This window comes from Parabacteroides sp. CAG:2, assembly GCF_000436315.1.
Lineage (GTDB): Bacteria > Bacteroidota > Bacteroidia > Bacteroidales > Tannerellaceae > Parabacteroides > Parabacteroides distasonis.
The window spans coordinates 1-23,887 of the sequence record NZ_FR885251.1 but is presented as its reverse complement, the minus strand read 5'-3'; the positions used below and the strand labels follow the sequence as shown (position 1 = coordinate 23,887).

Sequence of the window (23,887 nt, the reverse complement as noted above, 5' to 3'; positions counted from 1 at the left end):
ATGGAATATACAGTAAATCACTATCCGGAGAAAAATCGTTTCGAGGTAGTAGAAGACGGCTTGACAGCCTATGTGGAATATCGTTTAAGAGGAGATGCCTTGGACATTATCCATACCATTGTCCCAAAAAACTTGGAAGGGCGTGGGATTGCGGCGACTCTTGTTGAAACAGCTTATAAATACGCAAAGGAACAGGGGTTGCGCCCTTTGGCTACCTGTTCCTATGCGGTTGTGTGGTTAAAACGCCATCCGGAGTTTTAATCCTTGATCGTAATGCCTAGCATTCTGGCGATGTCCAGTGCTTGTAAGGAGGTTACGGTAGCACCTTTCAACTCCCCTCCGGGAATCGAGCCGATACGTATACCGGCGATCTCGGAAGAAGTAAGATCGATCCCTTTCAAAGAGGTCCGGTGAAACTCGGCCTCTACTAAATTACAATGCTCGAATTCTACGTTTGTGAATTGGCAATTGTCCAATCCGCCTCCTCGTAAAAAGCATTGATTAAAAGATACGTTCCGGAGTTTGCTCATGGAGAAGATTACATAATCTCCTTTGCAATCCCGGATGGTAGTATGATTAAAGATTGATTCGGAGAAATTCGTTCCGGTAAGTTTACACCCAATGAACTCTACGCGGTAAAAGCCACATCCGGATAAATTTATATTTGATAGGTCACAGTTCTTAAATACCACATCGCTAAACTGAGATTTACGATAATTGCAAGCAATGAAACCACAATTGGTGAATAAGCAGGAATTAACGGATAGGTTCTGTTTAGATACGTCCTCGACGCATAATCCATTGAAAGAACATTCTGTAAAATCATCCTCTTGTCTGGATATACAATCCATCCAGTCCACATCCTCCCGTAAGTTTTTTACCAATCTAGGCGCTGTTATTTTCAACATGTTATTGTTTCCTATTTTAATTTAGATGGTAAAGATAACGGATTTGGGCTAAATAAACGATATCTTTACTTTATAGTTCATTTTAGCAATATCGGAAAAGTGTGTTCGGGATAATTCTTCTATTTTTGCCTTGAAATCCTAAGAATCATGCGAATAAAGACAACGACAAAGACAGAGTATCAACAACGTATGAATGTATTGGTTGAATACATAAATAATCACTTAGGCGAGGATATCGATCTAAATAAGCTGGCGGAGATATCCGGATTCTCTCGTTGGCATTTTCATCGGATCTTCGCAGAGTTCTTAGGGGAACCGGTTGGTACGTTTATCGTTAGGATGCGGGTCGAGACGGCCGCTCGGCTTTTGCGTTATACAGAAATACCTGTCAAGGAGATCGCCTATAAGGTAGGATATGACGTACCCTCTTCTTTGTCTAAGGTTTTTCGCCAGTTTTATGGGATTTCTCCAAATGAATATAGAAACAATAAAGATTATGTAATTATGGAACCGAATAGAATAATGCCCGATATGGAATTGAAGGTCGAGGTAAAAGATTTACCCGGCAAACAAGTAGCCTACATTCGTCTAAACGGAGGGTATAAAGAAATCGATTATCTGGGAACTTGGATGCGCTTGCTCCAATTCGCCAAGGAGCAAAACATCCAGCCATTGAGTTTTTCACCGATCTGCTTGTATCATGATGATCCGAAAGTGACCTCACCGGATAAGCTGCGTACCGATATTTGTCTGGAAGTCGCTCCTTCGGTTTGCCCTAAAGGGGAGATTGGTACGAAAAAGGTATTGGAAGGGCGTTTTATGGTCGCTCTTTATAAAGGAACTTATCAGCAATTAGGGGCTGTGTATGATACGCTTTACGGCAAATATCTCCCCGAGATGGGTCTTTCCTTACGGGAAGTGCCTAGCGGCGAGATCTACTTGAATGATCCTCGTAATACGAAGCCGGAGGATTTATTGACCCAGATTTATGTGGCGATAGAATAATAAGAGCTAGAGAGGTTTCTGAAGTGAATAAATGAATTAATCTTGATTGCCGTCTTCTCTAATTTGCGGCAATCAAGATTTTTAATATTTTAGACGCAATTGTATGATGTGATAACTTATATACTAGCTTTTACAAATTCATTATCGATCCAATAAGTCGCTTCTTCGGAAGTGAATTTCAATATACAATAGCTCGGATCTATTACTCCTCCAGGGAAATGGGCGAACATCCAGTCAGACCAAAGGGCTTTCTTGATTTCCATATCGGAAACGATCTCGACCTTACCCGTTAACACGATACTGTCTCCTCCTTTCATAAAGCAAACTCCGGCTTTCGGGTTGAGTTGGAATTGTATTGTCTTATCAGAGAACGTGCCTGTAGAGAACCATATTTGGGAAATACCATCCGCTTTTATTTTTCCCATAGGAACCGGACGGGGATAACCCTCTTCCGTAACAGATGCGAGCATAGCGGTGTCACATTCCGTTAATATGGAAATTGCTTTTTCCTCGATTAGCTTGAGGTCTATCATCTGGACGGGTATACATAAATCGATCATACATTTATCTTGTGGATGTTGATCGAGAGGGATGCTTTGATAGATCTCGAATGATTTGCCCGCACAAGGTTTGCATTGGTGTTTGGATGTAAGCGTGTACATCAAGCTCCATGCGGCGGGTATTTCATCCGTTCCTATCTCAAAATGCCCGATCGCATAAAGTCCTCCGGATAATAATCCTTTTGAGATCTCATTTTCTCCCTCTACCTCTTGAGGCACTGTTAAACCGATATCCACACTTAACTCCTTTCCTTCGTGTTGGTAAACTGATATAAGTTTATTTGCTGGACCGTTTATAAGTCCTTTTGGCCCGGCCCATTGCATAAGCTTTCTGATAGAGCTTGGGATCATGCTCATATCTCCTTGATGATGAAGATACACGATGTGTGTAGCTTGTAGTTCTTTTAGTTCAAAAGTGTAATTCATAAGATTCTTATTTGTAAAAGTTCAATAGTGCAAACATACGGAATGACTATTCTTTCTGGTTGTAAAAAAACGACTTTTTATGTGATAGATTCTTGCGATTTTATTTTTAATCAAATATAAGTAAGCGGTTCATCCGCAGGATTTGGTAAAGTAAGGAAGTAAGAGGGAACGTCTCCCGCTAAACGCTTGAATTCTTTGATAAAGTGGGAATGGTCATAGTAGCCGCAATCTAAGGCGATGCTGCTTAAGTCTGTGTGTGGGGCGTTCCTCAGTACTTCTATGGCATATTGGAATTTTATGATCCGGCTGAATTCTTTGGGAGTATATCCGGTGGCATCCTTGAACTTACGTTGGAAATGCCGCTGGCAAATGCAAATCTTGTCGATCAAGTTTTGTACGGGTAGCTGTCCGCAGGACTGTTTTATAAATGAGGTGGCGTATATAATTTGTCTGTCTACTTGAATGGATTGGGTGAGAAGGCGTATAAGATAGCCTTCGATAATGCGGATACGGACGGAATCGTCCGGCTGTTCGCAAAGCATCTCGGCAAAGGAATTATCGAATAAAAGGTTAATATCTGAAGACTGGATGCGAAGATCGGCAAACTGTCCCAAAGGCTCATTCGTGAAAGCTGCCAGCCCACAGGGGTGAAAACGAACCCCCAGCATGTGCAGGGTATTTGTCGTGGCAGTCAGATCCGAATAAACCCGCATAGGACCAACGAAATAGGAACGATAAGGTTGCATGATCATCGAATGCTCGTCCGTAGGGACGGTCATGTTACCGATTGAGAAGATAAAGTCGGTGCATCCGTCCGCGAGGATCTTAAAACGTGTCCCGATGTCGGTAAAGCCTTTGAACACCCAGAACTTGTCGATAAAGGGCACTAAGGCTGCGCAGGGGGTAAATTCGTGATACATAGTGCTTCTTTCGCTTGTTTTATACGGCGAAGATACTATTAAAAAATCATAGTTATGAAATTTTCAAAACATAGTTATGAGTTGAACAAATCATAACTATGTTTTTTTATTTGTTTTTATAGGAGTGGGAGATAGTCGGCATATCCCTCTTCTTCCATCTTTGCTTTAGGGATAAATCTTAATGACGCACTGTTGATGCAGTATCGTAACCCACCTTTGTCGGCTGGGCCATCATTAAAAACGTGCCCTAGATGTGCATCTCCTGTTTTGCTGCGTATCTCAATCCGTTTCATCCCGTGGGAAAGATCCGTTTTTTCCATCACCAAGCTCTTGTCTATCGGCTTGGAGAAACTAGGCCATCCGCAACCCGAATCAAACTTATCGGTAGAGATGAACAAAGGTTCCCCGGTCGTGATATCTACGTAGATGCCTTCACGCTTTTCATTCCAATATTCATTCTTGAAAGCTCTTTCCGTAGCGTTTTGCTGTGTTACCGCATATTGTTCGGCGGTGAGTTTAGAGCGCAATGTCTGATCATCCGGTTTCTGGAATTTCTTTTGCGATACAGGCTTGTTCGAGGCTTTCCCCTTATTAGCCTTTCGGGCGAAATCGAATAGATCCGGGCTTATGTGGCAATAACCGTCCGGGTGTTTATCTAAATAATCCTGATGATAGTCTTCTGCCGGATAGAAATTACTTAATGGCTGAATCTCTACGACGATGGGCTTGGAATAATTCTTGGCCAATGCCTCCACGGTCTCTTTGATGATCGGCAGATCGTCCGTATTCGTATAATAGATGCCGGTACGATACTGTGATCCGATATCGTTGCCTTGCCGGTTGATACTTGTCGGATCTATCGTCTTGAAGAATAGTTCGATCAATAACTTCAAATCGGCTTGTCGCGGATCGTAGCTAACTTCCACTGTCTCGGCGAATCCGGTATTATCGTTACACACTTGTTCGTAAGTCGGGTTTTTGATACTCATCTTCCCGTTCGCGTAACCTACTCGGGTATTCGTAACGCCATCGATTTGCTTCATGAAATGTTCTGTTCCCCAGAAACATCCACCGGCAAAATAAATTTCACTTTGGGTATTCATTCTTGTTGTTTTTGAAAGTTGATCACTCATTGTCGTTCTCGCGATTGCTAGTCCGTTTGATACTAGCAAAGCTATAAATAAAATTAGATGTTTCATATACTTTTTCTTTATTATCGTGAAGGGATGAGATCCATTATATTATATAACCAGAATAGCAGGAAATGGTTCTCCACCAAAGGCTTGATCCCGGCGGCCTCGGTCGGGGTGAATTTAAAGAAACTGATAATTGATTTCATATTCTTGTTCATCTTAATGTTTAATCTATAATCCGTAATTTTTGTTCTTTGATAATTTAGTCTGTCGTTATGAGAAAAACTGACAAGATTTGTCGCGGGGGTATTTGCCCTTTTGGTGATGAACTATCGGGATTTGTTCGCTACCGATGTGATATCCTCATTTATGAAGCCGGTCGATGAGCCAATCGTGGTGTTAGGGCCTGTTCTGCAGATATTTCGCGGGATACTGTTGGCTTTGGTGTTATTGCCTTTACGGAAGGTGTTTTTTGAGGAAAAGAACGGCTTAATGAAATTAGGCGTAATAATCCTAGGATTGTCCTTGCTATCAACCATTGGGCCGACAATGGGATCCTTTGAAGGATACATATATACGAAAATACCCTATATGTATCAAATGTTGGGTTATCCGGAGGCGATACTATACGTGTTGTTGTTTATCGGGATATTGCATGTCTCGATAAAATATGCTCACAGGAGAATAATCACCTTGTTATCTATATTGATAATGGCGTTGATATGCTTTTTGGGGATAATGAGCTTTGTGATGGCGTGACGTATCTTAAATAATGGGCAATATCTCCGCCCAAATATGCTTCTTTAAATCCACGCACCCGTTCTTTTTGAAAGCGATGCCTTCTTTTTCCAGCAGTTCCCTTTGTTCCGTCCAATTGGGAGCCAATCTCCCTTGGCTGTTTACTACCCTGTGGCAAGGCAAGTTCAGCTCTCTCGGGGCGTTGAACATGGCTTGCCCTACCATGCGGGAACATTGTGGCCTCCGGGCGAGTTTGGCTAACTGCCCGTAGGTAACCACATTTCCCTCCGGTATTTCCTTTACGATGTTGTAAACTTCCGTGTAAAAATCAGCCTTCATCGATTCTCGCTTTTATCTTGCCCCATGCGTGCGTATCGAGGCTACACATACGCATCGTCTCGCACATCTCCTTGAAGCGAGACATCGGGATCGTGAAACTCAATACGTTGCTTTCCACATAAGGGCGGGCCGAGGGATCGAAGAAGCCAAGGAAAGCACGGTGCCCGCCACGCCGGTTCTCATTGACGGCTTGCGTAATGGTTGCGCTACATCCCGAGCCAAAAGGCGTGGAGATGGCCTCGGGCGAGTTATTGTCGAAAAACGCCCACGTGACCAAGCCGGACAGGATATCCGGGGTAGCGAGGAACAAAAGCCCTTCCACATCCTCGAAGGAAGTAAGCCGGTCGATTCTCGCGAAATGGATATATTGCTTGGTCGCCCTTTGTACATCTATCTTCTTGATGCCTTCCAGAACCATCTCGGGTGTTTGCTTATATCGTTCTTTCAAGGAAACGAAATTAGGTACATGTTCCGGCATGGGAGTGAATCCGGTATAGAATTTCCCACCTCCGCAACCGATGCTTTCTCCGCTCATGCTGATAATCTCTCCGTTCCTTATGGCGGGAAGCGCTTTAAACAGGCAACCTTGCGTCTTCCTTAATTCTCCCGATAGCGTATCGGAATACCAGAAGGCGATCGGTAATTCCGCTTTGCCGGAGAATGTCTCCTGATAGTTGTCGATAAACGTTTGAATGTCCATATACGATTGATTTAGGTTGATTTATACTTACCAATCGATTTCCGGGATGCCTTTACCCCGTAAGAAATCATTAGCCTTACTGAAATGCTTACAACCGAAGAAACCATATTCGGCGGAGCGGGGAGATGGATGTACGGTCGTTAGGACCAAATGTCGGCTCGTATCGATAAGGGAAATCTTGGCTTTAGCGTAACTGCCCCATAACATGAATACTAGATTTTCCCGTTCGTCGCTTAATTTCTTGATAATGGCATCCGTGAATGTTTCCCATCCTCTGTTCCGGTGCGAACCTGTTTGGTGGGCACGGACTGTGAGAACGGAATTCATCGGGAATACGCCTTGGCTTACCCAACGATCCAAATTCCCGGAGGAAGGGATCGGTTTTCCGAGATCATCGTGGATCTCTTTGAATATATTCATCAAGGAGCCGGGAATCGCCACGCCCTCGGGTACCGAGAAGCAGACCCCGTAGTATTGTCCCGGATTAGGATAGGGGTCTTGTCCCAAGATAACGACTTTTACCTTCTCAAACGGGCATGCGTTAAATATATGGAATATCTGGGGCCCGGGAGGAAGTACGTGCGCTTGCTTATATTCGTTTTTGACAAATGTCACCAATTGCTCGAAATAAGGCTTGTCAAATTCTTCTTGCAGACGTTTTCTCCAACTTTCATCTATTCTAACATTCATGGTGTTTTTCTTATTCTTCCACCAAAGGTACGGAGAAAAGCTTAAAATTCGAGGATTTTGTGTAAGTTTGCCTTCCGATTTGAATTTAAATTAGAAAACATGATAAGTTACCTTCAGATAGATAAGCTGACCAAGAGCTTCGGTGATTTGGTTCTTTTCGAGGATATAACGTTCGGAGTCGCGCAAGGACAGAAGATCGGGTTGATCGCCAAAAACGGGACGGGTAAGACTACCTTATTGAATATTATCGGTGGTAAGGAGGATTACGACTCGGGTGAGGTGGTTTTCCGGAAAGACCTGCGGGTCGGGTATTTGGAGCAATCACCTTCTTATCCGGAAGAACTGACCGTGCTACAGGCTTGCTTCCACTCGAAGAACGAGACTGTCCAGTTGATAGCTGAGTACGAGGAGGCGATGACGAAAGAGGAGCACTCGAATCTGGAGGACATCCTTACCCGTATGGATAGCTTCAAGGCGTGGGATTATGAGCAGAAAGCGAAACAAATCCTCGGGCAGTTGAAGATTCATAACTTCAATCAGAAGATCGGGGAATTGTCCGGAGGACAGTTGAAACGGGTAGCCTTGGCGAATGTCTTGATCACGGACCCTGAATTGATTATCTTGGATGAGCCGACGAACCATTTGGATCTGGAAATGACCGAGTGGCTGGAAGATTATCTGAGCCGGGCCAATATCAGTATCTTGATGGTGACGCACGACCGTTACTTCTTGGATCGTGTTTGTAGTGAGATCATCGAGATCGATAATAAACAAATCTATTCGTATAAAGGTAATTATAGTTATTATCTGGAGAAACGCCAAGAGCGTGTCGAGGCGATGAACGCCGACGTGGAGCGTGCGAAGAATCTTCTCCGTACGGAACTGGATTGGATGCGCCGCCAGCCGCAGGCACGGGGCACGAAAGCGAAGTACCGTATCGATGCCTTTTATGAGCTGGAAAAGAAAGCGAAGCAACAACGGGATACCGGAAAGGTGAACTTGGACGTAAAGGCTTCTTACATTGGTTCGAAGATTTTCGAGGCGGTGAATGTAAGCAAACGTTTCGGTGACTTGAAGATTACGGAGGATTTCAACTATATTTTCGCCCGTTACGAGAAGATGGGTATTGTCGGGAATAACGGTACGGGCAAATCTACCTTTATCAAGATGCTGATGGGGGAGGTGGCTCCTGATAGCGGCCATTTCGATGTGGGCGAGACCGTTCGCTTTGGCTATTATAGTCAAGAGGGCTTGAAGTTCGATGAGCAAATGAAAGTGATCGACGTGGTGCAGGCGATCGCCGAATACGTGGATTTGGGTAACGGACAGAAGATGGGAGTGTCCCAGTTCTTGAACTATTTCCTGTTCACGCCGGAGAAACAGCATAGTTACGTTTATAAATTGAGCGGTGGGGAGAAACGTCGCCTGTATTTATGTACGGTATTGATGCGTAGCCCGAACTTCTTGGTGCTCGATGAGCCGACCAATGATCTGGATATCGTGACCTTGAACGTATTGGAGGAATACCTTCGTAACTTCAAGGGGTGCGCTATCGTCGTTTCCCACGACCGTTACTTTATGGATAAGGTGGTAGATCACCTGCTGGTTTTCCGGGGTAACGCCGATATCAAGGATTTCCCCGGCAACTATACGCAGTACCGGGATTGGAAAGACGTGCAAGACCAACTGGAAAAAGAGGCGGAGGCTGCTTTGCAAGCGAGACAAAACCCGGCTCCGGAGAAACCGTCTCGTCCTGTCAATGAGCAAAAGAAAAAACTCACTTTCAAGGAGCGGAAAGAGTTCGAGGCCTTAGAGGAGGAGATACCGGCTTTGGAGGCAGAGAAAGCGGAGTTGGAGACCGCTATGAGCAGTGGTACTTTGTCTACGGACGAGCTCATGGCTAAATCTCAACGGATCACCCAAGTCATGGAAGAGATCGACGAGAAAACGATGCGCTGGCTGGAGTTGAGCGAGCTGGCATAAGTAATAAAGAGGAATGAGCGAGACTAAACCTGTACTTTGGAACCGGAATTTCGTCCAATGTTGTATCTCTTACTTCTTGATGAATTTCGCCTTTTATATGTTGATGCCTACTATGCCGGTCTATCTGGTAGAGGAATTGGGCATCAGCACGTCTGAGGTGGGGATGGTCTTGTCTAGCTATACGATCGGCTTGCTGTGCGTGCGCCCGTTCTCGGGATATCTGGTAGATTGTTTCTCCCGCAAACCGTTATATGTATTCGCCTTCACGATATTCGCCTGTCTGTTCGCCGGTTATTGGTTTGCCATGACGGTCTATACGATCATGGCGGTTCGTTTCATCCAAGGCGGGTTCATGGGACTGACCTCTGTTTCCGGCAATACGATTACGATAGACGTGATCCCTTCCAAGCGAAGGGGAGAAGGCATGGGCTTTTACGGATTGACGATCAATCTCGCGATGTCTTTGGCCCCTTTGGTTGCGGTCGGGTTGTACGACCGGCAGGGGTTCTTCTGGATTATAGGGGTCGCTTTGGTGATCGCCTTGGTCGGGATCGGCTCCGTCGGGCTGATCCGTTATCCGAAACGGGAGAAAGTGCCTCGTCCGGCCTTCTCGTTGGATCGTTTTATCTTGGTGAAAGCGCTTCCTGCGGCCTTGGCCTATTTGCTGGTCGCTATACCTTATGGGATGTTGCTCTCGTTCGTGGTATTATATGGTAAAGAGATCGAGGTGCCGGACCCCGGCTACTTCTTTATATTTATGGCGATCGGTGTAGGGACGGCCCGTTTGATTTCCGGACGGTTAGTGGACCATGGCAAGATCCATGTCGTGTCCATCGTATCCTTGGTCTCTTTAGCGATCTCGTTTTCCGTGTTCGCTACCGTACATACATCGTTTGTCTTTTTCGCTTGCGCCTTGGCGATCGGTATCGGTTTTGGCGTGAGTGTACCGGCTTTTCAATGTCTTTTCGTGAATGTCGCTCCGCACCATATGCGCGGTACGGCTACCTCCACCTACTTGACCTCTTTCGATTTCGGGATGGGGATCGGGATGTTATCCGCCGGCTTTATCGCTACCCGTGCCAATCTGGCTACCGCCTACGGAGTCGGGGCGGTTTGTTGCCTTCTTTCCTTATTCGTCTATATCCGCTTGGTAAAAGCCTCGTACGAGAGGAATAAGCTGATTTCTTGATCCGCTTGATTCCCGGTTTCGTCTAAACCTACGGCGTACTTCGTCGATTCTTCCTTTTCTAGCGGGAAACCTCACCCTATATTTGTATCAAAGATCACAGAGAAATAGGTTTTTAAGGTTTAACAAATGAAAGGAATAGGTAGTATGAAACGTTTAGTAATGGCTATGTCAGCCTTGTTGGTAAGTGTGACAATGAGTTTCGCGCAGGAATCGAGCTTACATAAAGAACCGTTTGTAGTCAATGTGGGCCAATTGGTAAGCTATCTGGAATTACGTCCCAGCCAGATTAATGAGGTAGCGATGATCAACGATTATTTTAGGGAAAAGCAAAGCGAGGGCTTGAGGGGAAGTCATAAAATGCGGGATAAACGGATGCGGCAAGCCGTATTTGGCAACTTAAAGTTGATGAAAAAGGCGTTAAGCACCGATCAATATCGGAAATACGTGGCTTTGATCAACGTAACGAACAATAATAACCGGATGACGAGCGGGCTTTCCTTCCCCGATGTTTATCTAGCCGATAAATAAGTAAAGGATAGATGTAAAGTATCAAGCTATTGCATAAAAAGTATCTTGTGACTGTATCTATTCTATAAACCACGTCGTGGTCTGTATAGATCATGTCGTGGTTTTTATAGATCACGCTGTGGTTTGTATAATCCACGACGGAGATTATAGAATAGATATGGTATCGTATAAGAATACAGCTAGGCTTGTATAAGAATATATCTAGGCTTTTGCTTGTTTATAAACGGTGTCTATGATGAAATAGATAGTGTTTATCGTAATATGTATTACAAAATGATTGCTATATGCCTTGATATATATCAATAACGTCAATTGTTTGCAAAAATTAACCGTATTGAAGAACAATGTTATAAAACATACTGTTATATTTGCAGTAACAAAAAGAGAAAGATAGAAGATGCGGAAACGCCGCATTTATTAGTTAAGGTCTTAGTTTAGGTTTAAATTTTAGGTATTATGAGACGTTTAGGTATGATGGTAGTCGCTTTAATGATGGTAGCGACAATGAGCTTCGCTCAAAAGGTTAGTGATTCAAAGAGTATGAGTTTCGATAAGCTAAGCAGATATTTGCAGCTTGACGCAAACCAGATCGCTGAGGTGTCAGAGATTAATACTTACTTCGAGAATCAATTAGGTCAACCCCTGTCTGCGGAAGCGCTTTGCAATAACGCAAGACCGGAAGAAACTCGCAACGCATTGTTGTGTAATTTGAAACTGATGAAACGTGCATTGACTAAAGATCAATATCGTAAATATGTAGCGTTGATTAATGTGACTCGCGCTAATCAGGAAGATAAGGTTTCTAATCCGCTTTTGGACAGTTATTTGGCTGAGAAGTAATTAAGCCAATGTGATTGGGCTATGTGTTTTTAAGGTTTTTGTTTAGGTTTAACAATTTAAGGTTTTTAGGTATTATGAAACGTTTTGGAATGGCAGTCGCAGCCTTATTGATGTGTGCGACAATGAGCTTCGCTCAGAAACCGAGTTTGAGTAGAGAACCGTTTGTGGTAAGTACAGAGAAGTTAGCGAACTATTTGCAATTGACTCCGAGTCAGTTGGACGAGGTAGCTAACATCAACGAATATTTCATCGAGATGCAGAACGCGAGCGTAAAAGCTAGCGCTAAATTGCAGGACAAGAAGATGTATCAGGCGGTTTACGGTAACTTGAAGTTGATGAAGAAGGCTTTGAGCCCGGATCAATATCGTAAGTATGTTACTTTATTGAACATCACGAACAATAACAACCGTACGCTGGGTGTTAATACGTTCCCGGAAGTGTACTTAGCGGATAACGCAAGTAAGTAATTTATACTATATAAGAGTGTGTCCCCCACTATTTCCTGTCAAAAGGTAAATAGTGGGGATACTTTTTTTTTAGGCTCGCGTATAAATCGAAGAAGATTGTGTAAGTTTGCGGCGTTTTACAAATAACGCTTAATTCGAGTCATGACAACACAACAACTTTTAGTCCCTTCTAATGCTACTTTGAAGAGAAATGTAATGGACTACTCCTTAATCGTGGTAGGTTCATTTTTGCAGGCACTTAGTTACGTGCTTTTCCTAGCGCCTTACAAAATCGTACCGGGAGGTGTGTATGGTATCTCTATCGTAATCCACTATGTGACGAAAGATTTGTTCCCGTTCTTCCCGGATGGTTTGCCGATGGGTGCGACGGCGCTTTGCTTCAATATCCCGTTGATGATTTTGGCGATGAAAAAGATCGGATTGTCTTCCGGCCCGAAGACGATCGTTACTTTCTTGCTGATCTCTATATTTACCGACTCATTATCTTATTTCCTTACCGATCCATTGGTGGAGAACGATGCCTTTATCGCCGCCTTTTACGGTGGAGCTATTTTAGGATTGGGTGTGACTTGTATTTTCCGGGCGCAAAGTACGAGTGCCGGTACGGATGTATTGGCACGTGTGATCGCTAATGACTCCAACTTGAAGGTCAGCAATATGATCATCGTATTGGATTCCGCAGTCGTATTGTTGGGCTTGATCGTATTTAAGGATTGGGCGGTACCTTTGTATTCTTGGTTTACTATTTTCGTATATGGAAAGATCGTGGAGATGTTCCAGACGGAGAACCCGAACCGTGCTGTCTTTATCGTTTCCCGAAAGACAAAGGAAATGCGTGATTTGATTGTCGATAAAATGGGTATGAGAGGAACATTTATCCATGGTAAAGGCATGTACGAGGGACATGAGACCGAGATTATCTTTACGATTGCCGAGCGTAAGGACATGCCCCGCTTGAAAGATGAGGTAAAAGAGATCGATCCGAATGCTTTTGTATCTACGATGCACGCTAGTAAAGATTCGCCAAGACCGGGTATTTGATTAATAATTTTACTATCTTTGCCCCTCAAAACGAATAAATATAAGATAGTAATGCCCAACATCTCACAAAGAGGAGTCGAAATGCCCGCTTCCCCGATCCGGAAGCTGGCTCCATTGGCCGATGCTGCCAAACAGAGAGGAGTTCATGTGTATCACCTGAATATCGGTCAGCCTGACCTTCCCACTCCGCGAGCGGCACTCGACGCGATCCGTAATGTCGATCGTACGGTGTTGGAATATAGCCCTAGTCAGGGATATCGCAGTTATCGCGAGAAGTTGGTTGGATATTATAAAAAGTATGATATTAATCTTACGGCTGACGATATTATCATCACTACCGGTGGTTCGGAGGCTGTTTTGTTTGCCTTCTTGAGCTGCTTGAATCCGGGTGATGAGATTATCGTACCGGAACCTGCTTATGCTAATTATATGGCATTCGCTATCTCGGCAGGAGCCGTGATCCGGACAGTGACGACTACGATAGAGGAAGGATTTTCTCTTCCGAAAGTAGAGAAATTCGAGGAGTTGATCAATGAGCGTACCAAAGCGATCCTGATCTGTAACCCGAACAATCCTACGGGTTATTTGTATACGCGTCGTGAGATGAATCAAATCCGGGATATCGTAAAGAAATATGATCTTTATCTTTTCTCGGATGAGGTATACCGGGAGTTTATCTATACCGGTTCCCCGTATATCTCGGCTTGTCATCTGGAAGGTATCGAGCAGAACGTGGTATTGATCGATTCTGTCTCCAAACGCTATTCGGAATGCGGTATCCGTATCGGTGCGTTGATTACGAAAAATGCCGAAGTGCGTAGTGCCGTCATGAAGTTCTGCCAAGCTCGTTTAAGCCCGCCTTTGATCGGACAGATCGCAGCCGAGGCCTCTTTGGATGCTTCCGAGGAGTATGCCCGTGAGACTTATGACGAGTATGTGGAACGGCGTAAATGCTTGATCGATGGCTTGAACCGTATTCCCGGCGTTTATTCTCCCATACCGATGGGCGCTTTCTATACGGTGGCTAAACTTCCGGTGGATGATGCCGATAAGTTCTGCGCTTGGTGTTTGGAAGAGTTTGAATACGAGGGTCAGACGGTCATGATGGCACCGGCGTCGGGTTTTTACACGACACCGGGACTTGGTAAGAATGAGGTTCGTATGGCCTATGTTTTGAAAAAGGAAGATCTTGCGAAAGCTTTGACGGTGTTATCAAAGGCGTTGGAAGCTTATCCGGGAAGAATGTTATAAATGAATTTAGAGCTATTTATCGCCAAAAAGATACATTTCAGCAAGGAGGGGGATCGTGAGGTTACTCCTCCCGCTGTTCGTATTGCCATGATCGGGATCGCTTTGGGATTGGCGGTGATGATCCTTTCGGTGGCGATCGTGATAGGCTTTAAGAAAGAGGTCCGGAACAAGGTGATCGGTTTCGGCTCGCATATCCAGATCACGAATTTCGATAGTAATTCTTCCTATGAGTCGCAGCCGATAGCGGTTAGCGATACTTTATTGAATGCGCTCGATGCATTCCCCGGTATTCGCCATGTCGAGAAATTTGCGACGAAGCTAGGCATCTTGAAGACTGACCAAGATTTTCAAGGTATTGTCTTGAAAGGGGTGGATACGGATTATGACTGGACTTTCTTCAAGGAAAATTTAAAAGAGGGCGAGATTTTTACGATCCAGCCGGATAAGAACTCTACGGATGTTATTATTTCCAAGTATTTGTCAGATCTGCTAGGACTAAAGGTCGGGGATTCTTTCCTGACTTATTTTGTGCAAGATGACGTGCGTGCCCGTAAGTTCACGATCACGGGGATTTATGAGACGGGTTTCCTTGATTATGACAAGATGTTCGTAATTGCTGATATTAAGCAGATACGCCGCTTGAACGGTTGGGATAAAGATCAAGTAAGCGGACTGGAGTTGCAAGTGGATGACTATGATCGTTTGGACCAAGTGGCCGAGGATGTTTATTTCGATCTGACGGAACGGCAAGACCGAAATGGCAATACGTTCTACGCCCGCTCGATCAAGGAGTTGAACCCGATGATCTTTAATTGGCTGGATGTGCTGGACATCAATGTGGTGGTTATCTTGGCGCTGATGCTTTCCGTCGCAGGGTTTACCATGATCTCCGGATTATTGATCATAATCTTAGAGCGTACCAATATGATCGGAATCCTAAAAGCCTTGGGACAAAATAATAACAGTATTCGCAAGATCTTCTTGTATGTCTCTTTCTTCTTGATCGGCAAAGGAATGTTGTGGGGGAATATCATCGGTATCTCTCTTTGTTTGCTTCAATCTCATTTCCACATTATCCAATTAGATCCTTCTATTTATTATTTGGATGCCGTGCCTATCGATCTGAGCCTATTTTCACTGTTCCTTTTGAATATAGGGACATTGGCCGCCTCCATGTTGATGATGTTAGGACCTTCCTATTTGATTACGAAGATTGATCCGGCCAAGAGTATCCGTTTTGAATAAAAGCCGTATCTTTGGCATACATTCTAGTTTTGCCGGATTGATATGACAGATCTTATCTCTAAAGAAAAGCGTAGCTATATCATGTCTATGATTAAGGGCAAGAATACAAAGCCCGAGATTATAGTCCGTAAATACCTGTTCCATTGTGGCTTTCGCTTTCGTGTGAATGTAAAGCGCCTTCCCGGTACCCCTGATATCGTATTGCGTAAATATAAGACCGCTATCTTCGTGAACGGCTGTTTCTGGCATGGGCACGAGGGTTGCCCGGAATTTCGTCCTCCCCGTACCCGGGTAGAGTGGTGGACCGAGAAACTAAACCGGAATAAAGCCCGGGATGCCCGTGTACGTGAGGAATTACGAGCGATGGGCTGGAATACGATGGTGATCTGGGAATGCCAGCTTAAACCCAAAGAACGGCAAGCTACTTTAGAAAATGTCGTCCGTTTATTGGAAAAGACGTATTTGGAATCTACCTATCATGCGAAGTTTACCCCAGCCTACCCGCTATTAGAGGAGGAAGAACTTCCCAAAGTGGCGGAAGAAGAGATATCCTATGAGGGTGCTCATCATTATTAATTCTCCAACCGGAACGTATAATCCTTCCTACTTCTGAAAAGCCGGTAAATACGGACATATCCATTGAATATGGGTTGAATAAACTCCAACAGGAATAACCAACCGATAGTAGGGCTTTGTTGAAGCATTCGAGCCGATTTGCCGAAAACGCTCGCCTTGATTATAAAACGTATCAAATATAATAATACGGCGATCAAGGAGATTAGCCAGTTGCCCTGTAATCCGATCACAACCGTAGCGATAACCGATACTTGGAAAAGGAAGAAACAAGTGGATTCGAGATGATAGAATGTCAAGGCGCTTCCTTTGTAATACCGTTGAGTGGCGGCACGGGAAACCTTCATCTCTTTCCAGATTCCAAAACGTTCGATTTGATCCATTTCCGTTAGGCTGTCCGGAGTGTAGATTACTTTCGTATTCTCCTTGGTCGAGGCTTCGTTGATGAATAAGTCATCGTCTCCCGCATGCAAGTTCAAGGATTGGTAGTAACCTTTATGCTTGAAGAATAACTCTTTCCGATAAGATAAATTTCGTCCGTTTCCGGTATATGGGTGATGGGAGAGGGCGGAAGATAGATAACGTAAACCCGTCAATAAGTTATCATAGGCGATCAACTTATGAAAGAATCCCTTGTAGTTGCTGTATTTGCAGTAGCCCAAGACAATACTGGTCTCGGGTGTGTATCCACCAACCATGGCAGATAACCATTGATCGTTGAGCGGTTGGCAATTCGCCTCCGTGAATAGAAGAATATCGTATTTGGCCGCTTTCGCGCCTAGGGTAAACGCCAGTTTACGGCGGCTTAGGTAGCGAGCGTCCGAGGGGACGTAAGTATGATACAAATGTTTATACTCATTTTGAAAGAACTTTAGCGTATCGTCAGTATCGTCGCTTGAGCCATCGTTGATAACGACTACCTGATATTCAGGGTAATCTTGTGTAAGTAACGCTGGAAGGTGTTTCTTGAGGTTCTCAGAATCATTTTTAGCGTATATGATGATGGATACGGGGAGTTTATTACCTTCCTCTAAGGTATCATCCGTTCGTCTTGACGCACGTAAAAGGCGGGCATAAGCGATCAGATAATAAAGAGATAAGATAACGAACCCTATCAAAGAGATCCCCAAAAGGAAAAGCTCTGTAGTATTGAGTAGAAACATAATAATGTACCAATGTATTAAATGTCAATGTGCTAAAACGACAATATACCAATGCGATACCTAAAACGTATTCGCATGGGTATATTGGTATAGTAGCGAAGCGCTATTACCTCTTTATTATATCGTATCGGAATAATAGGCTTTCGGTAAATGGCGGCAGTTGTATTGGGAGGCCATGACCTCGCCATAAGCGCCGGCGGAACGAAGGGCGATCAAGTCGCCACGATGAGCCTTATTCAACTCTACATCCTTACCGAATACATCCGATGACTCACAGATAGGGCCCACTACATCGTAAGTCTCTACTGCCTCATCGCTGCTGATGTTCTCGATACGGTGATAAGCGTCGTACATCGCCGGGCGGATCAATTCCGTGAAACCTGCATCAAGGATAGCGAATTTCTTCGTCTCTCCTTCCTTGACATATAATACCTTAGAGATTAATGTTCCGCATTGAGCGACGATCGAACGTCCCGGCTCAAAATGTACCTGTTGACCCGGACGTACTTGAAGCAGTTTATGAATGGCCGCGAAATAGTTATCGAAAGCCGGGATCGATAAATGATTCGGGTGATAGTAATCGATACCTAATCCACCTCCGAAGTTTAGGTTCTCCACTGTAACCCCATGAGCTTCCAGTTCTTCCTGTATCTCGTTGAAACGAATTACCAAATTGCGGAAGCTAGACATATCCGTGATCTGTGAACCGATATGGCTATGGATACCGATCAACTTCACATTCTTCATCTCCTTTAATTTATCCAGTACACCTCCTAATTGGCTAAGGTTGATACCGAATTTATTCTCTTTCATACCCGTCGTGATCTTGGCATGCGTATGGGCATCCACTTCCGGGTTGATACGAAGGGCGATAGAGGCTACTTTATTTTTAGCGGCCGCCAGCTCATTGATGATTCCCAGCTCAACGGCAGATTCCACGTTAAAGCAGAAAATATCATTGTCCAGTCCTAGGTTGATCTCCCAATCCGCTTTGCCAACACCGGCAAAGACAATCTTATCGGCAGGAAAACCGGCATCTAAAGCTGCCTGTACCTCGCCGCCACTTACGCAGTCTGCGCCAAGGCCGTTTGCCGCTATGATGGAAAGGATACGGGGATTGGCATTCGCTTTCACGGCATAATGCACGTGGTAACCATATTTCCCGGATTCGGTTTTTACTACGTCTAATGTGTCTTGCAATAGCTTGACATCATAATAATAAAAAGGCGTAGAAAGCTGCTTGAACTTTTCTACAGGAAATGTTCCTTTGAGCATATTATACGAAATTATATAAAGATAAATAAGGGCAGTCTGTAAAAGGCCGCCCTCGTTTGTTTTTATTTGTTGTTAAATAAATGATCGCTTAGAGCTTGCAGCGCTCTCTGCTTGTCCGAGGCCTTGATCAGCAAGGAGACGTTGTAGTTGCTTCCTCCGTAGGAGATCATACGGACCGGGACATCCTTCATAGCTTGTACGATACGAGCCTCGAAGCCGATGTTATCCCATTCTAGGTCGCCAACCACGCAAACGATAACCATATCCTCGTCTACGGTCACGGTTCCGTACTTCTTCAAATCGTCAACGATCTCTTCCAGATGCTTGCGGTTATCGATCGTAACGGAGACACCCACTTCGGAAGTCGTAACCATGTCGATCGGAGTCTGGTAGTTCTCGAAAGTCTCGAATACCTTACGCAAGAAACCTGTAGCTAGCAACATACGTCCGCTCTTGATCTTGATAGAGGTAATATTGTCTTTGGCGGCGACCGCTTTGATCTTACCTTTTTCGATAGCGTTTGAGATCAATGTACCCGGAGCGTCCGGCTGCATCGTATTTAACAAACGAACCGGGATGTTGTTCAATTTAGCCGGCAATATACAAGTCGGGTGAAGGATCTTGGCTCCGAAATAAGCTAATTCGGCAGCTTCCTCGAAATGCAATTGACGGACTGGAGACGTTCCCTGTACGATACGAGGGTCGTTATTGTGCATACCGTCGATGTCTGTCCAGATCTGGATCTCTTCCGCACCGATAGCCGCGCCGATTAAGGATGCGCTATAGTCGCTACCACCTCGTTGTAGGTTATCGATCTCGCCGTAAGCGTTGCGGCAGATATAACCTTGTGTGATGTATAGATCAGCATCCTTATTATCAGCGAGTAATTTCACCAATTTCTCTTTGATATAGACAGGGTCCGGTTCCGCGTTCTTATCCGTACGCATATAATCCAAAGCCGGGATCAATACGGATTTCACGCCGCATTCGTTCAAATAAAGATTCATCATACCCGTAGAGATCAACTCTCCTTGTGCCAAGACAACCTTTTCCTCGAACAAGGTAAACAGATCCTTCGTGAACGTACGGATATATTCGAAATGAGATTTTATCAGTTCTTTGGCCTTCTGTTTATATTCCTCGGTGCTGTATAGTTCCTCAACATGGCCCATATATTTCATGGCAAGCTTGTTGATGATCTCATTCGCTCCGTCTGGGTTCTTTTTGTACAGGTAGTCGGAAATCTCGACTAACGAGTTGGTTGTACCCGACATGGCTGACAATACAACGATCTTACGGTCTCCCGTGATCAGTTTCGCTACATCTTTCATTCTCTGTGCAGATCCCACAGAAGTACCGCCAAACTTTAAAACTTTCATCTTCTTTTGTTCTATATTAAATTGTTTTCTTTTTCAATCGAATGCGACCGCAAAGTTACAAAAAAATTATTCTCTGACATCACTTAGACAGGCATTCTCGCATTTTACTATGCGGGCAGGATAATTATGCACGATCGTATAGTTATGAGTGGTCATAATCACCGCCGTTCCCTGCTGGCAGATGTCGTGTAAGAGTTGTACGATTTGTCCGCTCGTCTCCGGGTCCAAGTTGCCGGTCGGCTCATCCGCCAGTATCAACTTGGGGTTGTTCAGAAGGGCACGGGCAATAACGATACGTTGTTGTTCCCCGCCGGATAGCTCATGCGGCATTTTATAGCCTTTGTCTTGCATGCCTACCTGACGGAGCACGTTGTCTATCCGTTCCTTGATCTCGCTTTTCTTTTTCCATCCGGTGGCTTTCAGCACGAATTCCAGATTCTTGGAGACGGAACGGTCGGTCAACAATTGGAAATCTTGGAAGACGATACCTAGTTTCCTACGCAAATAAGGGATATCCTTCCGCTTCATCTTGGTGAGGTTGTAATCCATGATACGTGCCTCGCCTCGCAAGATCGGTATCTCGCAATACAAGGACTTGAGCAGGCTGCTTTTACCGGAGCCTACCTTCCCGATCACATATACGAACTCTCCGTTACGAAGCGTGAGGCATGCGTCGTGTAATACCCTGTTTTCCTCACGGCATATCTCCACGTTCTCTAATTTGAGTAGAATATCTTCTTCCATAGAATTTATCAACCTTTATGTCTTTTCTTTAATTCACGGGCGAGGTCTTCCAGACGAAGTCCCTTGCTTGTCAATAATACGATTAAGTGGTAAACCAAGTCGGATGCCTCATAGATGAAGCCGTCCTCGGTTCCGTTGGTCGCCTCGATAACGGTCTCTACCGCTTCTTCGCCGACTTTCTGGGCCATGCGATTCACGCCTTTCTGGAATAAGGTAGTCGTATAGGAACCTTCCGGCATTTCTTGACGGCGACGCTCGATGAAGTTCTGCAAGTATTTCAAGAACATGATATCCTCTACGTTCTTCTCGCCGAAACAAGTATCCGCTCCCGTATGACAAACCGGTCCGGCTGGAATCGCCTTGATCAATAATGTATCGTTGTCGCAATCCGCCGTGATGCTAACCACCTGCAACGTATTTCCGCTACTCTCTCCCTTCATCCACAAACGGTTTTTCGTGCGGCTAAAGAATGTAACCTTACCCGTACTTACTGTCTCATCATAAGCTTCTTGATTCATGAAGCCCAACATTAATACCTTACTCGTGTTGTTGTCTTGTACGATAGCGGGTATTAATCCGCCCATTTTCTCGAAATCTAATTTCATCTTTATATATAATGTGTTATATCCTTACATTGATCCCCTCGTCCTTGAGGTATTGCTTCAAGTCGCTAATCCGTATCTCGCCGAAATGGAAAACGCTGGCCGCTAAAGCCGCGCCCGCTTTCCCGTTGGAAAACGTATCCCGGAAATGTTCCATCTTTCCCGCTCCACCGGAGGCGATAACCGGGATATGCAACGTATCGGCCAAGGTAGCCAGAGCGTCGACCGCGTATTCGTCTGTTAGCCAGAGCGTCGTTCGCGTATCCGTCTTTTACGCCATCGTGCGTCATACTGGTGAAAAGGATCTCGCCGGCGCCACGGCTTTCCGCTTCCGAGGCCCATTGAAACAAATACTTATCCGTCGGGACACGCCCTCCGTTTAGATAGCATAGCCAGTCATTGTTCTCAAAATTAGCGTCGATAGCGACTACGCATACCTGACTACCAAAGTTCTTGGCGATCTCCTCGATTAATGCCGGGTTACGTAAAGCCGCCGAGTTGATCGAGACCTTATCGGCGCCAGCGCTAAGCAAACGATCCACGTCCTTCAATTCGTTGATACCTCCACCCACGGTAAAAGGGATGCTGATATGGGCCGCCACTTGCTTTACCAGTTCGGTGAAAGTCTTTCGCCCCTCGTGTGAGGCGGTAATATCCAAGTACACTAATTCGTCGGCCCCTTCACGGCTGTACTGGGCGCCCAACTCCACGGGGTCTCCAGCGTCGCGAAAGTTCACGAAGTTGATGCCTTTTACGGTCTTTCCATCCTTTATATCCAGACAGGGAACAATTCTCTTGGCTAGCATATATCTATCTTATTATTTCAAGTAAAACGAAGTAAATCTTTCAACTGGATCTTCCCCTCATAAATGGCCTTGCCGAAAATGACAGCGGGAATCCCAGCCTCAGATAATTTCTCAATATCCTCGATCGAGCTTACGCCACCGCTCGCTATGATATAAAGGAAGGGGATCTCGTCCCGTATCTCTTTATATAAATCGATAGCCGGGCCTTGCAGCATACCATCCCGTGCGATATCCGTGCAGATCACCTTGGTAATCCCCTTGTCGTAATATCCTTTGATAAAAGGAATCAACTCTTGGCTGGTCGTTTCCTCCCAACCGCTGATGGCGATCTTCTTTTCCTTGGCATCGGCCCCTAATATGATTTTCTCGCTACCGAACTTACTGATCCAAGAGGTGAACATTTCCGGGTTCTTCACGGCGATACTACCCCCGGTTACCATCTGGGCACCGCTTTCGAAGGCGATCTCCAGATCATCCTCTTGTTTCAAGCCTCCTCCGAAATCAATGATCAAGGAAGTCCGGGTCGCTATCCGCTCAAGGATACGGTAGTTGATGATGCGTCCCTCACGGGCTCCATCCAAATCTACCACATGCAAACGCCGGATGCCGTTACCCTCGAACATCTTGGCTACCTCCAGAGGATCTTCGTTGTAAACCTTCTTGGTCGCGTAATCTCCTTGCGTCAACCGGACGCATTTGCCATCTATTATATCTATAGCGGGAATAAGCTCAATCATATCTTTAAAAAGTTTTTCAATATAACCTCTCCTACCGATCCACTTTTTTCCGGATGGAACTGTGTTGCGTAGAAGTTGTCCTTATGTAAAGCGGCGCTGAACGGAAGGATGTAATCGGTCGTAGCCGCCGTATATTCATTTACAGGTACATAATAACTATGTACGAAGTAAACAAATTTGTTCTCCAATCGCTCATTGAATAGGCCGCTTTTAACGTTTGTCAAGGTATTCCAACCCATGTGAGGAACCTTGTCCTCATGCTTTCGCGGAATGAAACGTTTCACTTCCGTAGGGAAGATCCCCAAGCAATCCGCGTTTCCCTCCTCCGAACGCATGCACATCAATTGCATGCCGAGGCATATCCCGAGTACCGGTTGCTTTAGGTTCAAGATCACCTGATCCAATTTATGCTCCCTTAAATACTCCATGGTCGTGAAAGCTTCACCTACTCCGGGAAAGATAACCTTATCCGCTTTATTTAATAATTCCGGATCAGCCGTGATGATCGGGGTAACGCCCAACCGCTTCAAAGCGTAATCTACCGAGTAGATGTTTCCGGCATTATATTTAATAATGGCAACGTCCATTGTTGTTAAGCATTTATATTGAGTCGCAAAAGTAACAAATTATCATTACATAATTATG

At 44.9% G+C, this 23,887-nt stretch carries 26 protein-coding genes and 2 pseudogenes; 11 read left to right on the top strand and 17 right to left on the bottom strand.

Annotation, left to right across the window (positions count from 1 at the left end; translation table 11 throughout):
• Positions 1-261 (top strand): GNAT family N-acetyltransferase, encoded by a 261-nt coding sequence (locus tag QVP94_RS00435; RefSeq protein ID WP_005854499.1) that lies wholly within the window; start codon positions 1-3, stop codon positions 259-261.
• On the opposite strand, the gene QVP94_RS00430 is transcribed toward QVP94_RS00435, so the two are convergent.
• Complete coding sequence (locus tag QVP94_RS00430; RefSeq protein ID WP_005854501.1) at positions 258-908, bottom strand: pentapeptide repeat-containing protein; 651 nt, start codon at positions 906-908, stop codon at positions 258-260. The genes QVP94_RS00435 and QVP94_RS00430 overlap by 4 nt on opposite strands.
• Before the next feature lie 147 nt (positions 909-1,055).
• Between QVP94_RS00430 and QVP94_RS00425 the strand changes: the two genes are divergently transcribed.
• Positions 1,056-1,913 (top strand): AraC family transcriptional regulator, encoded by an 858-nt coding sequence (locus tag QVP94_RS00425; RefSeq protein ID WP_005854503.1) that lies wholly within the window; start codon positions 1,056-1,058, stop codon positions 1,911-1,913.
• Between the two features lie 116 nt (positions 1,914-2,029).
• On the opposite strand, the gene QVP94_RS00420 is transcribed toward QVP94_RS00425, so the two are convergent.
• From QVP94_RS00420 to ung, 8 genes and pseudogenes are all read right to left on the bottom strand, one after another.
• On the bottom strand, positions 2,030-2,446 hold the full coding sequence (locus QVP94_RS00420) for a pyridoxamine 5'-phosphate oxidase family protein (protein WP_227154481.1): 417 nt from the start codon (positions 2,444-2,446) through the stop codon (positions 2,030-2,032).
• A 15-nt stretch (positions 2,447-2,461) separates the two neighbouring features.
• Positions 2,462-2,899, bottom strand: a pseudogene (locus QVP94_RS00415) (AraC family transcriptional regulator); the annotation flags it as partial.
• Positions 2,900-3,009: 110 nt separating this feature from the next.
• On the bottom strand, positions 3,010-3,819 hold the full coding sequence (locus QVP94_RS00410; protein ID WP_005854507.1) for a helix-turn-helix domain-containing protein: 810 nt from the start codon (positions 3,817-3,819) through the stop codon (positions 3,010-3,012).
• 116 nt (positions 3,820-3,935) lie between these two features.
• A complete protein-coding gene (gene msrB, locus QVP94_RS00405; RefSeq protein WP_369825042.1) occupies positions 3,936-4,922 on the bottom strand; it encodes a peptide-methionine (R)-S-oxide reductase MsrB in 987 nt (328 codons plus the stop codon).
• A 110-nt stretch (positions 4,923-5,032) separates the two neighbouring features.
• Positions 5,033-5,158, bottom strand: coding sequence for a DUF417 family protein (locus QVP94_RS00400; RefSeq protein WP_197730312.1), 126 nt, complete (start codon positions 5,156-5,158; stop codon positions 5,033-5,035).
• Positions 5,159-5,717: 559 nt separating this feature from the next.
• Complete coding sequence (locus QVP94_RS00395; protein ID WP_005854515.1) at positions 5,718-6,029, bottom strand: MGMT family protein; 312 nt, start codon at positions 6,027-6,029, stop codon at positions 5,718-5,720.
• Entirely contained in the window at positions 6,019-6,729 is a 711-nt protein-coding gene (locus tag QVP94_RS00390) for a DUF169 domain-containing protein (RefSeq protein ID WP_005854517.1), read from the bottom strand. Before QVP94_RS00390 ends, QVP94_RS00395 begins: the two co-directional genes overlap by 11 nt.
• A 27-nt stretch (positions 6,730-6,756) precedes the next feature.
• Positions 6,757-7,419 carry a uracil-DNA glycosylase gene (gene ung / locus QVP94_RS00385; RefSeq protein ID WP_005854520.1) on the bottom strand — a complete coding sequence of 221 codons (663 nt, stop codon included), beginning with the start codon at positions 7,417-7,419 and terminating at the stop codon, positions 6,757-6,759.
• A gap of 99 nt (positions 7,420-7,518) precedes the next feature.
• Between ung and QVP94_RS00380 the strand changes: the two genes are divergently transcribed.
• From QVP94_RS00380 to QVP94_RS00340, 9 genes are all read left to right on the top strand, one after another.
• The gene (locus tag QVP94_RS00380) at positions 7,519-9,402 is read left to right on the top strand and encodes an ABC-F family ATP-binding cassette domain-containing protein (protein ID WP_022191730.1); all 1,884 of its coding nucleotides are present in this window, start codon (positions 7,519-7,521) and stop codon (positions 9,400-9,402) included.
• Positions 9,403-9,415: 13 nt separating this feature from the next.
• Positions 9,416-10,591 (top strand): MFS transporter, encoded by a 1,176-nt coding sequence (locus QVP94_RS00375; RefSeq protein WP_022191729.1) that lies wholly within the window; start codon positions 9,416-9,418, stop codon positions 10,589-10,591.
• A gap of 144 nt (positions 10,592-10,735) precedes the next feature.
• A complete protein-coding gene (locus QVP94_RS00370; protein WP_008773491.1) occupies positions 10,736-11,119 on the top strand; it encodes a hypothetical protein in 384 nt (127 codons plus the stop codon).
• 456 nt (positions 11,120-11,575) lie between these two features.
• On the top strand, positions 11,576-11,959 hold the full coding sequence (locus QVP94_RS00365; RefSeq protein ID WP_005854530.1) for a hypothetical protein: 384 nt from the start codon (positions 11,576-11,578) through the stop codon (positions 11,957-11,959).
• 74 nt (positions 11,960-12,033) lie between these two features.
• On the top strand, positions 12,034-12,426 hold the full coding sequence (locus tag QVP94_RS00360) for a hypothetical protein (protein WP_005854532.1): 393 nt from the start codon (positions 12,034-12,036) through the stop codon (positions 12,424-12,426).
• A gap of 141 nt (positions 12,427-12,567) precedes the next feature.
• Complete coding sequence (locus QVP94_RS00355) at positions 12,568-13,467, top strand: YitT family protein (RefSeq protein WP_005864449.1); 900 nt, start codon at positions 12,568-12,570, stop codon at positions 13,465-13,467.
• A 51-nt stretch (positions 13,468-13,518) separates the two neighbouring features.
• A complete protein-coding gene (locus QVP94_RS00350; RefSeq protein ID WP_005854538.1) occupies positions 13,519-14,718 on the top strand; it encodes a pyridoxal phosphate-dependent aminotransferase in 1,200 nt (399 codons plus the stop codon).
• Positions 14,719-15,963, top strand: a complete 1,245-nt coding sequence (locus QVP94_RS00345) for an ABC transporter permease (RefSeq protein ID WP_022191727.1) — start codon at positions 14,719-14,721, stop codon at positions 15,961-15,963. It begins immediately after the preceding gene.
• Between the two features lie 42 nt (positions 15,964-16,005).
• Complete coding sequence (locus QVP94_RS00340) at positions 16,006-16,539, top strand: very short patch repair endonuclease (RefSeq protein ID WP_288213133.1); 534 nt, start codon at positions 16,006-16,008, stop codon at positions 16,537-16,539.
• On the opposite strand, the gene QVP94_RS00335 is transcribed toward QVP94_RS00340, so the two are convergent.
• The 8 genes and pseudogenes from QVP94_RS00335 to hisH all read right to left on the bottom strand — a co-directional run bounded on the left by QVP94_RS00335 (position 16,536) and on the right by hisH (position 23,829).
• Positions 16,536-17,699, bottom strand: a complete 1,164-nt coding sequence (locus QVP94_RS00335; protein ID WP_022191725.1) for a glycosyltransferase — start codon at positions 17,697-17,699, stop codon at positions 16,536-16,538. The genes QVP94_RS00340 and QVP94_RS00335 overlap by 4 nt on opposite strands.
• A gap of 117 nt (positions 17,700-17,816) precedes the next feature.
• Positions 17,817-18,974 carry a diaminopimelate decarboxylase gene (gene lysA, locus QVP94_RS00330; RefSeq protein WP_008780094.1) on the bottom strand — a complete coding sequence of 386 codons (1,158 nt, stop codon included), beginning with the start codon at positions 18,972-18,974 and terminating at the stop codon, positions 17,817-17,819.
• A 62-nt stretch (positions 18,975-19,036) separates the two neighbouring features.
• Positions 19,037-20,353, bottom strand: coding sequence for an aspartate kinase (locus QVP94_RS00325; RefSeq protein ID WP_005854548.1), 1,317 nt, complete (start codon positions 20,351-20,353; stop codon positions 19,037-19,039).
• A 66-nt stretch (positions 20,354-20,419) separates the two neighbouring features.
• Entirely contained in the window at positions 20,420-21,097 is a 678-nt protein-coding gene (locus QVP94_RS00320; protein WP_005854551.1) for a cell division ATP-binding protein FtsE, read from the bottom strand.
• Between the two features lie 8 nt (positions 21,098-21,105).
• Positions 21,106-21,702 (bottom strand): bifunctional phosphoribosyl-AMP cyclohydrolase/phosphoribosyl-ATP diphosphatase HisIE, encoded by a 597-nt coding sequence (gene hisIE / locus QVP94_RS00315; protein ID WP_005854554.1) that lies wholly within the window; start codon positions 21,700-21,702, stop codon positions 21,106-21,108.
• 16 nt (positions 21,703-21,718) lie between these two features.
• Positions 21,719-22,505, bottom strand: a pseudogene (hisF, locus tag QVP94_RS00310) (imidazole glycerol phosphate synthase subunit HisF).
• 17 nt (positions 22,506-22,522) lie between these two features.
• Positions 22,523-23,242, bottom strand: a complete 720-nt coding sequence (hisA, locus tag QVP94_RS00305) for a 1-(5-phosphoribosyl)-5-[(5-phosphoribosylamino)methylideneamino]imidazole-4-carboxamide isomerase (protein WP_005854558.1) — start codon at positions 23,240-23,242, stop codon at positions 22,523-22,525.
• Positions 23,239-23,829 (bottom strand): imidazole glycerol phosphate synthase subunit HisH, encoded by a 591-nt coding sequence (hisH, locus tag QVP94_RS00300; RefSeq protein WP_005854561.1) that lies wholly within the window; start codon positions 23,827-23,829, stop codon positions 23,239-23,241. The genes hisA and hisH overlap by 4 nt, the downstream gene beginning before the upstream one ends.
• Positions 23,830-23,887: the final 58 nt, after the last annotated feature.

Coding starts and splice junctions, on each gene's coding strand:
- QVP94_RS00435 (WP_005854499.1), top strand. CDS start 1: ATGGAATATACAGTAAATCACTATCCGGAGAAAAATCGTTTCGAGGTA.
- QVP94_RS00430 (WP_005854501.1), bottom strand. CDS start 908: ATGTTGAAAATAACAGCGCCTAGATTGGTAAAAAACTTACGGGAGGAT.
- QVP94_RS00425 (WP_005854503.1), top strand. CDS start 1,056: ATGCGAATAAAGACAACGACAAAGACAGAGTATCAACAACGTATGAAT.
- QVP94_RS00420 (WP_227154481.1), bottom strand. CDS start 2,446: ATGATAGACCTCAAGCTAATCGAGGAAAAAGCAATTTCCATATTAACG.
- QVP94_RS00410 (WP_005854507.1), bottom strand. CDS start 3,819: ATGTATCACGAATTTACCCCCTGCGCAGCCTTAGTGCCCTTTATCGAC.
- msrB (WP_369825042.1), bottom strand. CDS start 4,922: ATGAATACCCAAAGTGAAATTTATTTTGCCGGTGGATGTTTCTGGGGA.
- QVP94_RS00400 (WP_197730312.1), bottom strand. CDS start 5,158: ATGAAATCAATTATCAGTTTCTTTAAATTCACCCCGACCGAGGCCGCC.
- QVP94_RS00395 (WP_005854515.1), bottom strand. CDS start 6,029: ATGAAGGCTGATTTTTACACGGAAGTTTACAACATCGTAAAGGAAATA.
- QVP94_RS00390 (WP_005854517.1), bottom strand. CDS start 6,729: ATGGACATTCAAACGTTTATCGACAACTATCAGGAGACATTCTCCGGC.
- ung (WP_005854520.1), bottom strand. CDS start 7,419: ATGAATGTTAGAATAGATGAAAGTTGGAGAAAACGTCTGCAAGAAGAA.
- QVP94_RS00380 (WP_022191730.1), top strand. CDS start 7,519: ATGATAAGTTACCTTCAGATAGATAAGCTGACCAAGAGCTTCGGTGAT.
- QVP94_RS00375 (WP_022191729.1), top strand. CDS start 9,416: ATGAGCGAGACTAAACCTGTACTTTGGAACCGGAATTTCGTCCAATGT.
- QVP94_RS00370 (WP_008773491.1), top strand. CDS start 10,736: ATGAAACGTTTAGTAATGGCTATGTCAGCCTTGTTGGTAAGTGTGACA.
- QVP94_RS00365 (WP_005854530.1), top strand. CDS start 11,576: ATGAGACGTTTAGGTATGATGGTAGTCGCTTTAATGATGGTAGCGACA.
- QVP94_RS00360 (WP_005854532.1), top strand. CDS start 12,034: ATGAAACGTTTTGGAATGGCAGTCGCAGCCTTATTGATGTGTGCGACA.
- QVP94_RS00355 (WP_005864449.1), top strand. CDS start 12,568: ATGACAACACAACAACTTTTAGTCCCTTCTAATGCTACTTTGAAGAGA.
- QVP94_RS00350 (WP_005854538.1), top strand. CDS start 13,519: ATGCCCAACATCTCACAAAGAGGAGTCGAAATGCCCGCTTCCCCGATC.
- QVP94_RS00345 (WP_022191727.1), top strand. CDS start 14,719: ATGAATTTAGAGCTATTTATCGCCAAAAAGATACATTTCAGCAAGGAG.
- QVP94_RS00340 (WP_288213133.1), top strand. CDS start 16,006: ATGACAGATCTTATCTCTAAAGAAAAGCGTAGCTATATCATGTCTATG.
- QVP94_RS00335 (WP_022191725.1), bottom strand. CDS start 17,699: ATGTTTCTACTCAATACTACAGAGCTTTTCCTTTTGGGGATCTCTTTG.
- lysA (WP_008780094.1), bottom strand. CDS start 18,974: ATGCTCAAAGGAACATTTCCTGTAGAAAAGTTCAAGCAGCTTTCTACG.
- QVP94_RS00325 (WP_005854548.1), bottom strand. CDS start 20,353: ATGAAAGTTTTAAAGTTTGGCGGTACTTCTGTGGGATCTGCACAGAGA.
- QVP94_RS00320 (WP_005854551.1), bottom strand. CDS start 21,097: ATGGAAGAAGATATTCTACTCAAATTAGAGAACGTGGAGATATGCCGT.
- hisIE (WP_005854554.1), bottom strand. CDS start 21,702: ATGAAATTAGATTTCGAGAAAATGGGCGGATTAATACCCGCTATCGTA.
- hisA (WP_005854558.1), bottom strand. CDS start 23,242: ATGATTGAGCTTATTCCCGCTATAGATATAATAGATGGCAAATGCGTC.
- hisH (WP_005854561.1), bottom strand. CDS start 23,829: ATGGACGTTGCCATTATTAAATATAATGCCGGAAACATCTACTCGGTA.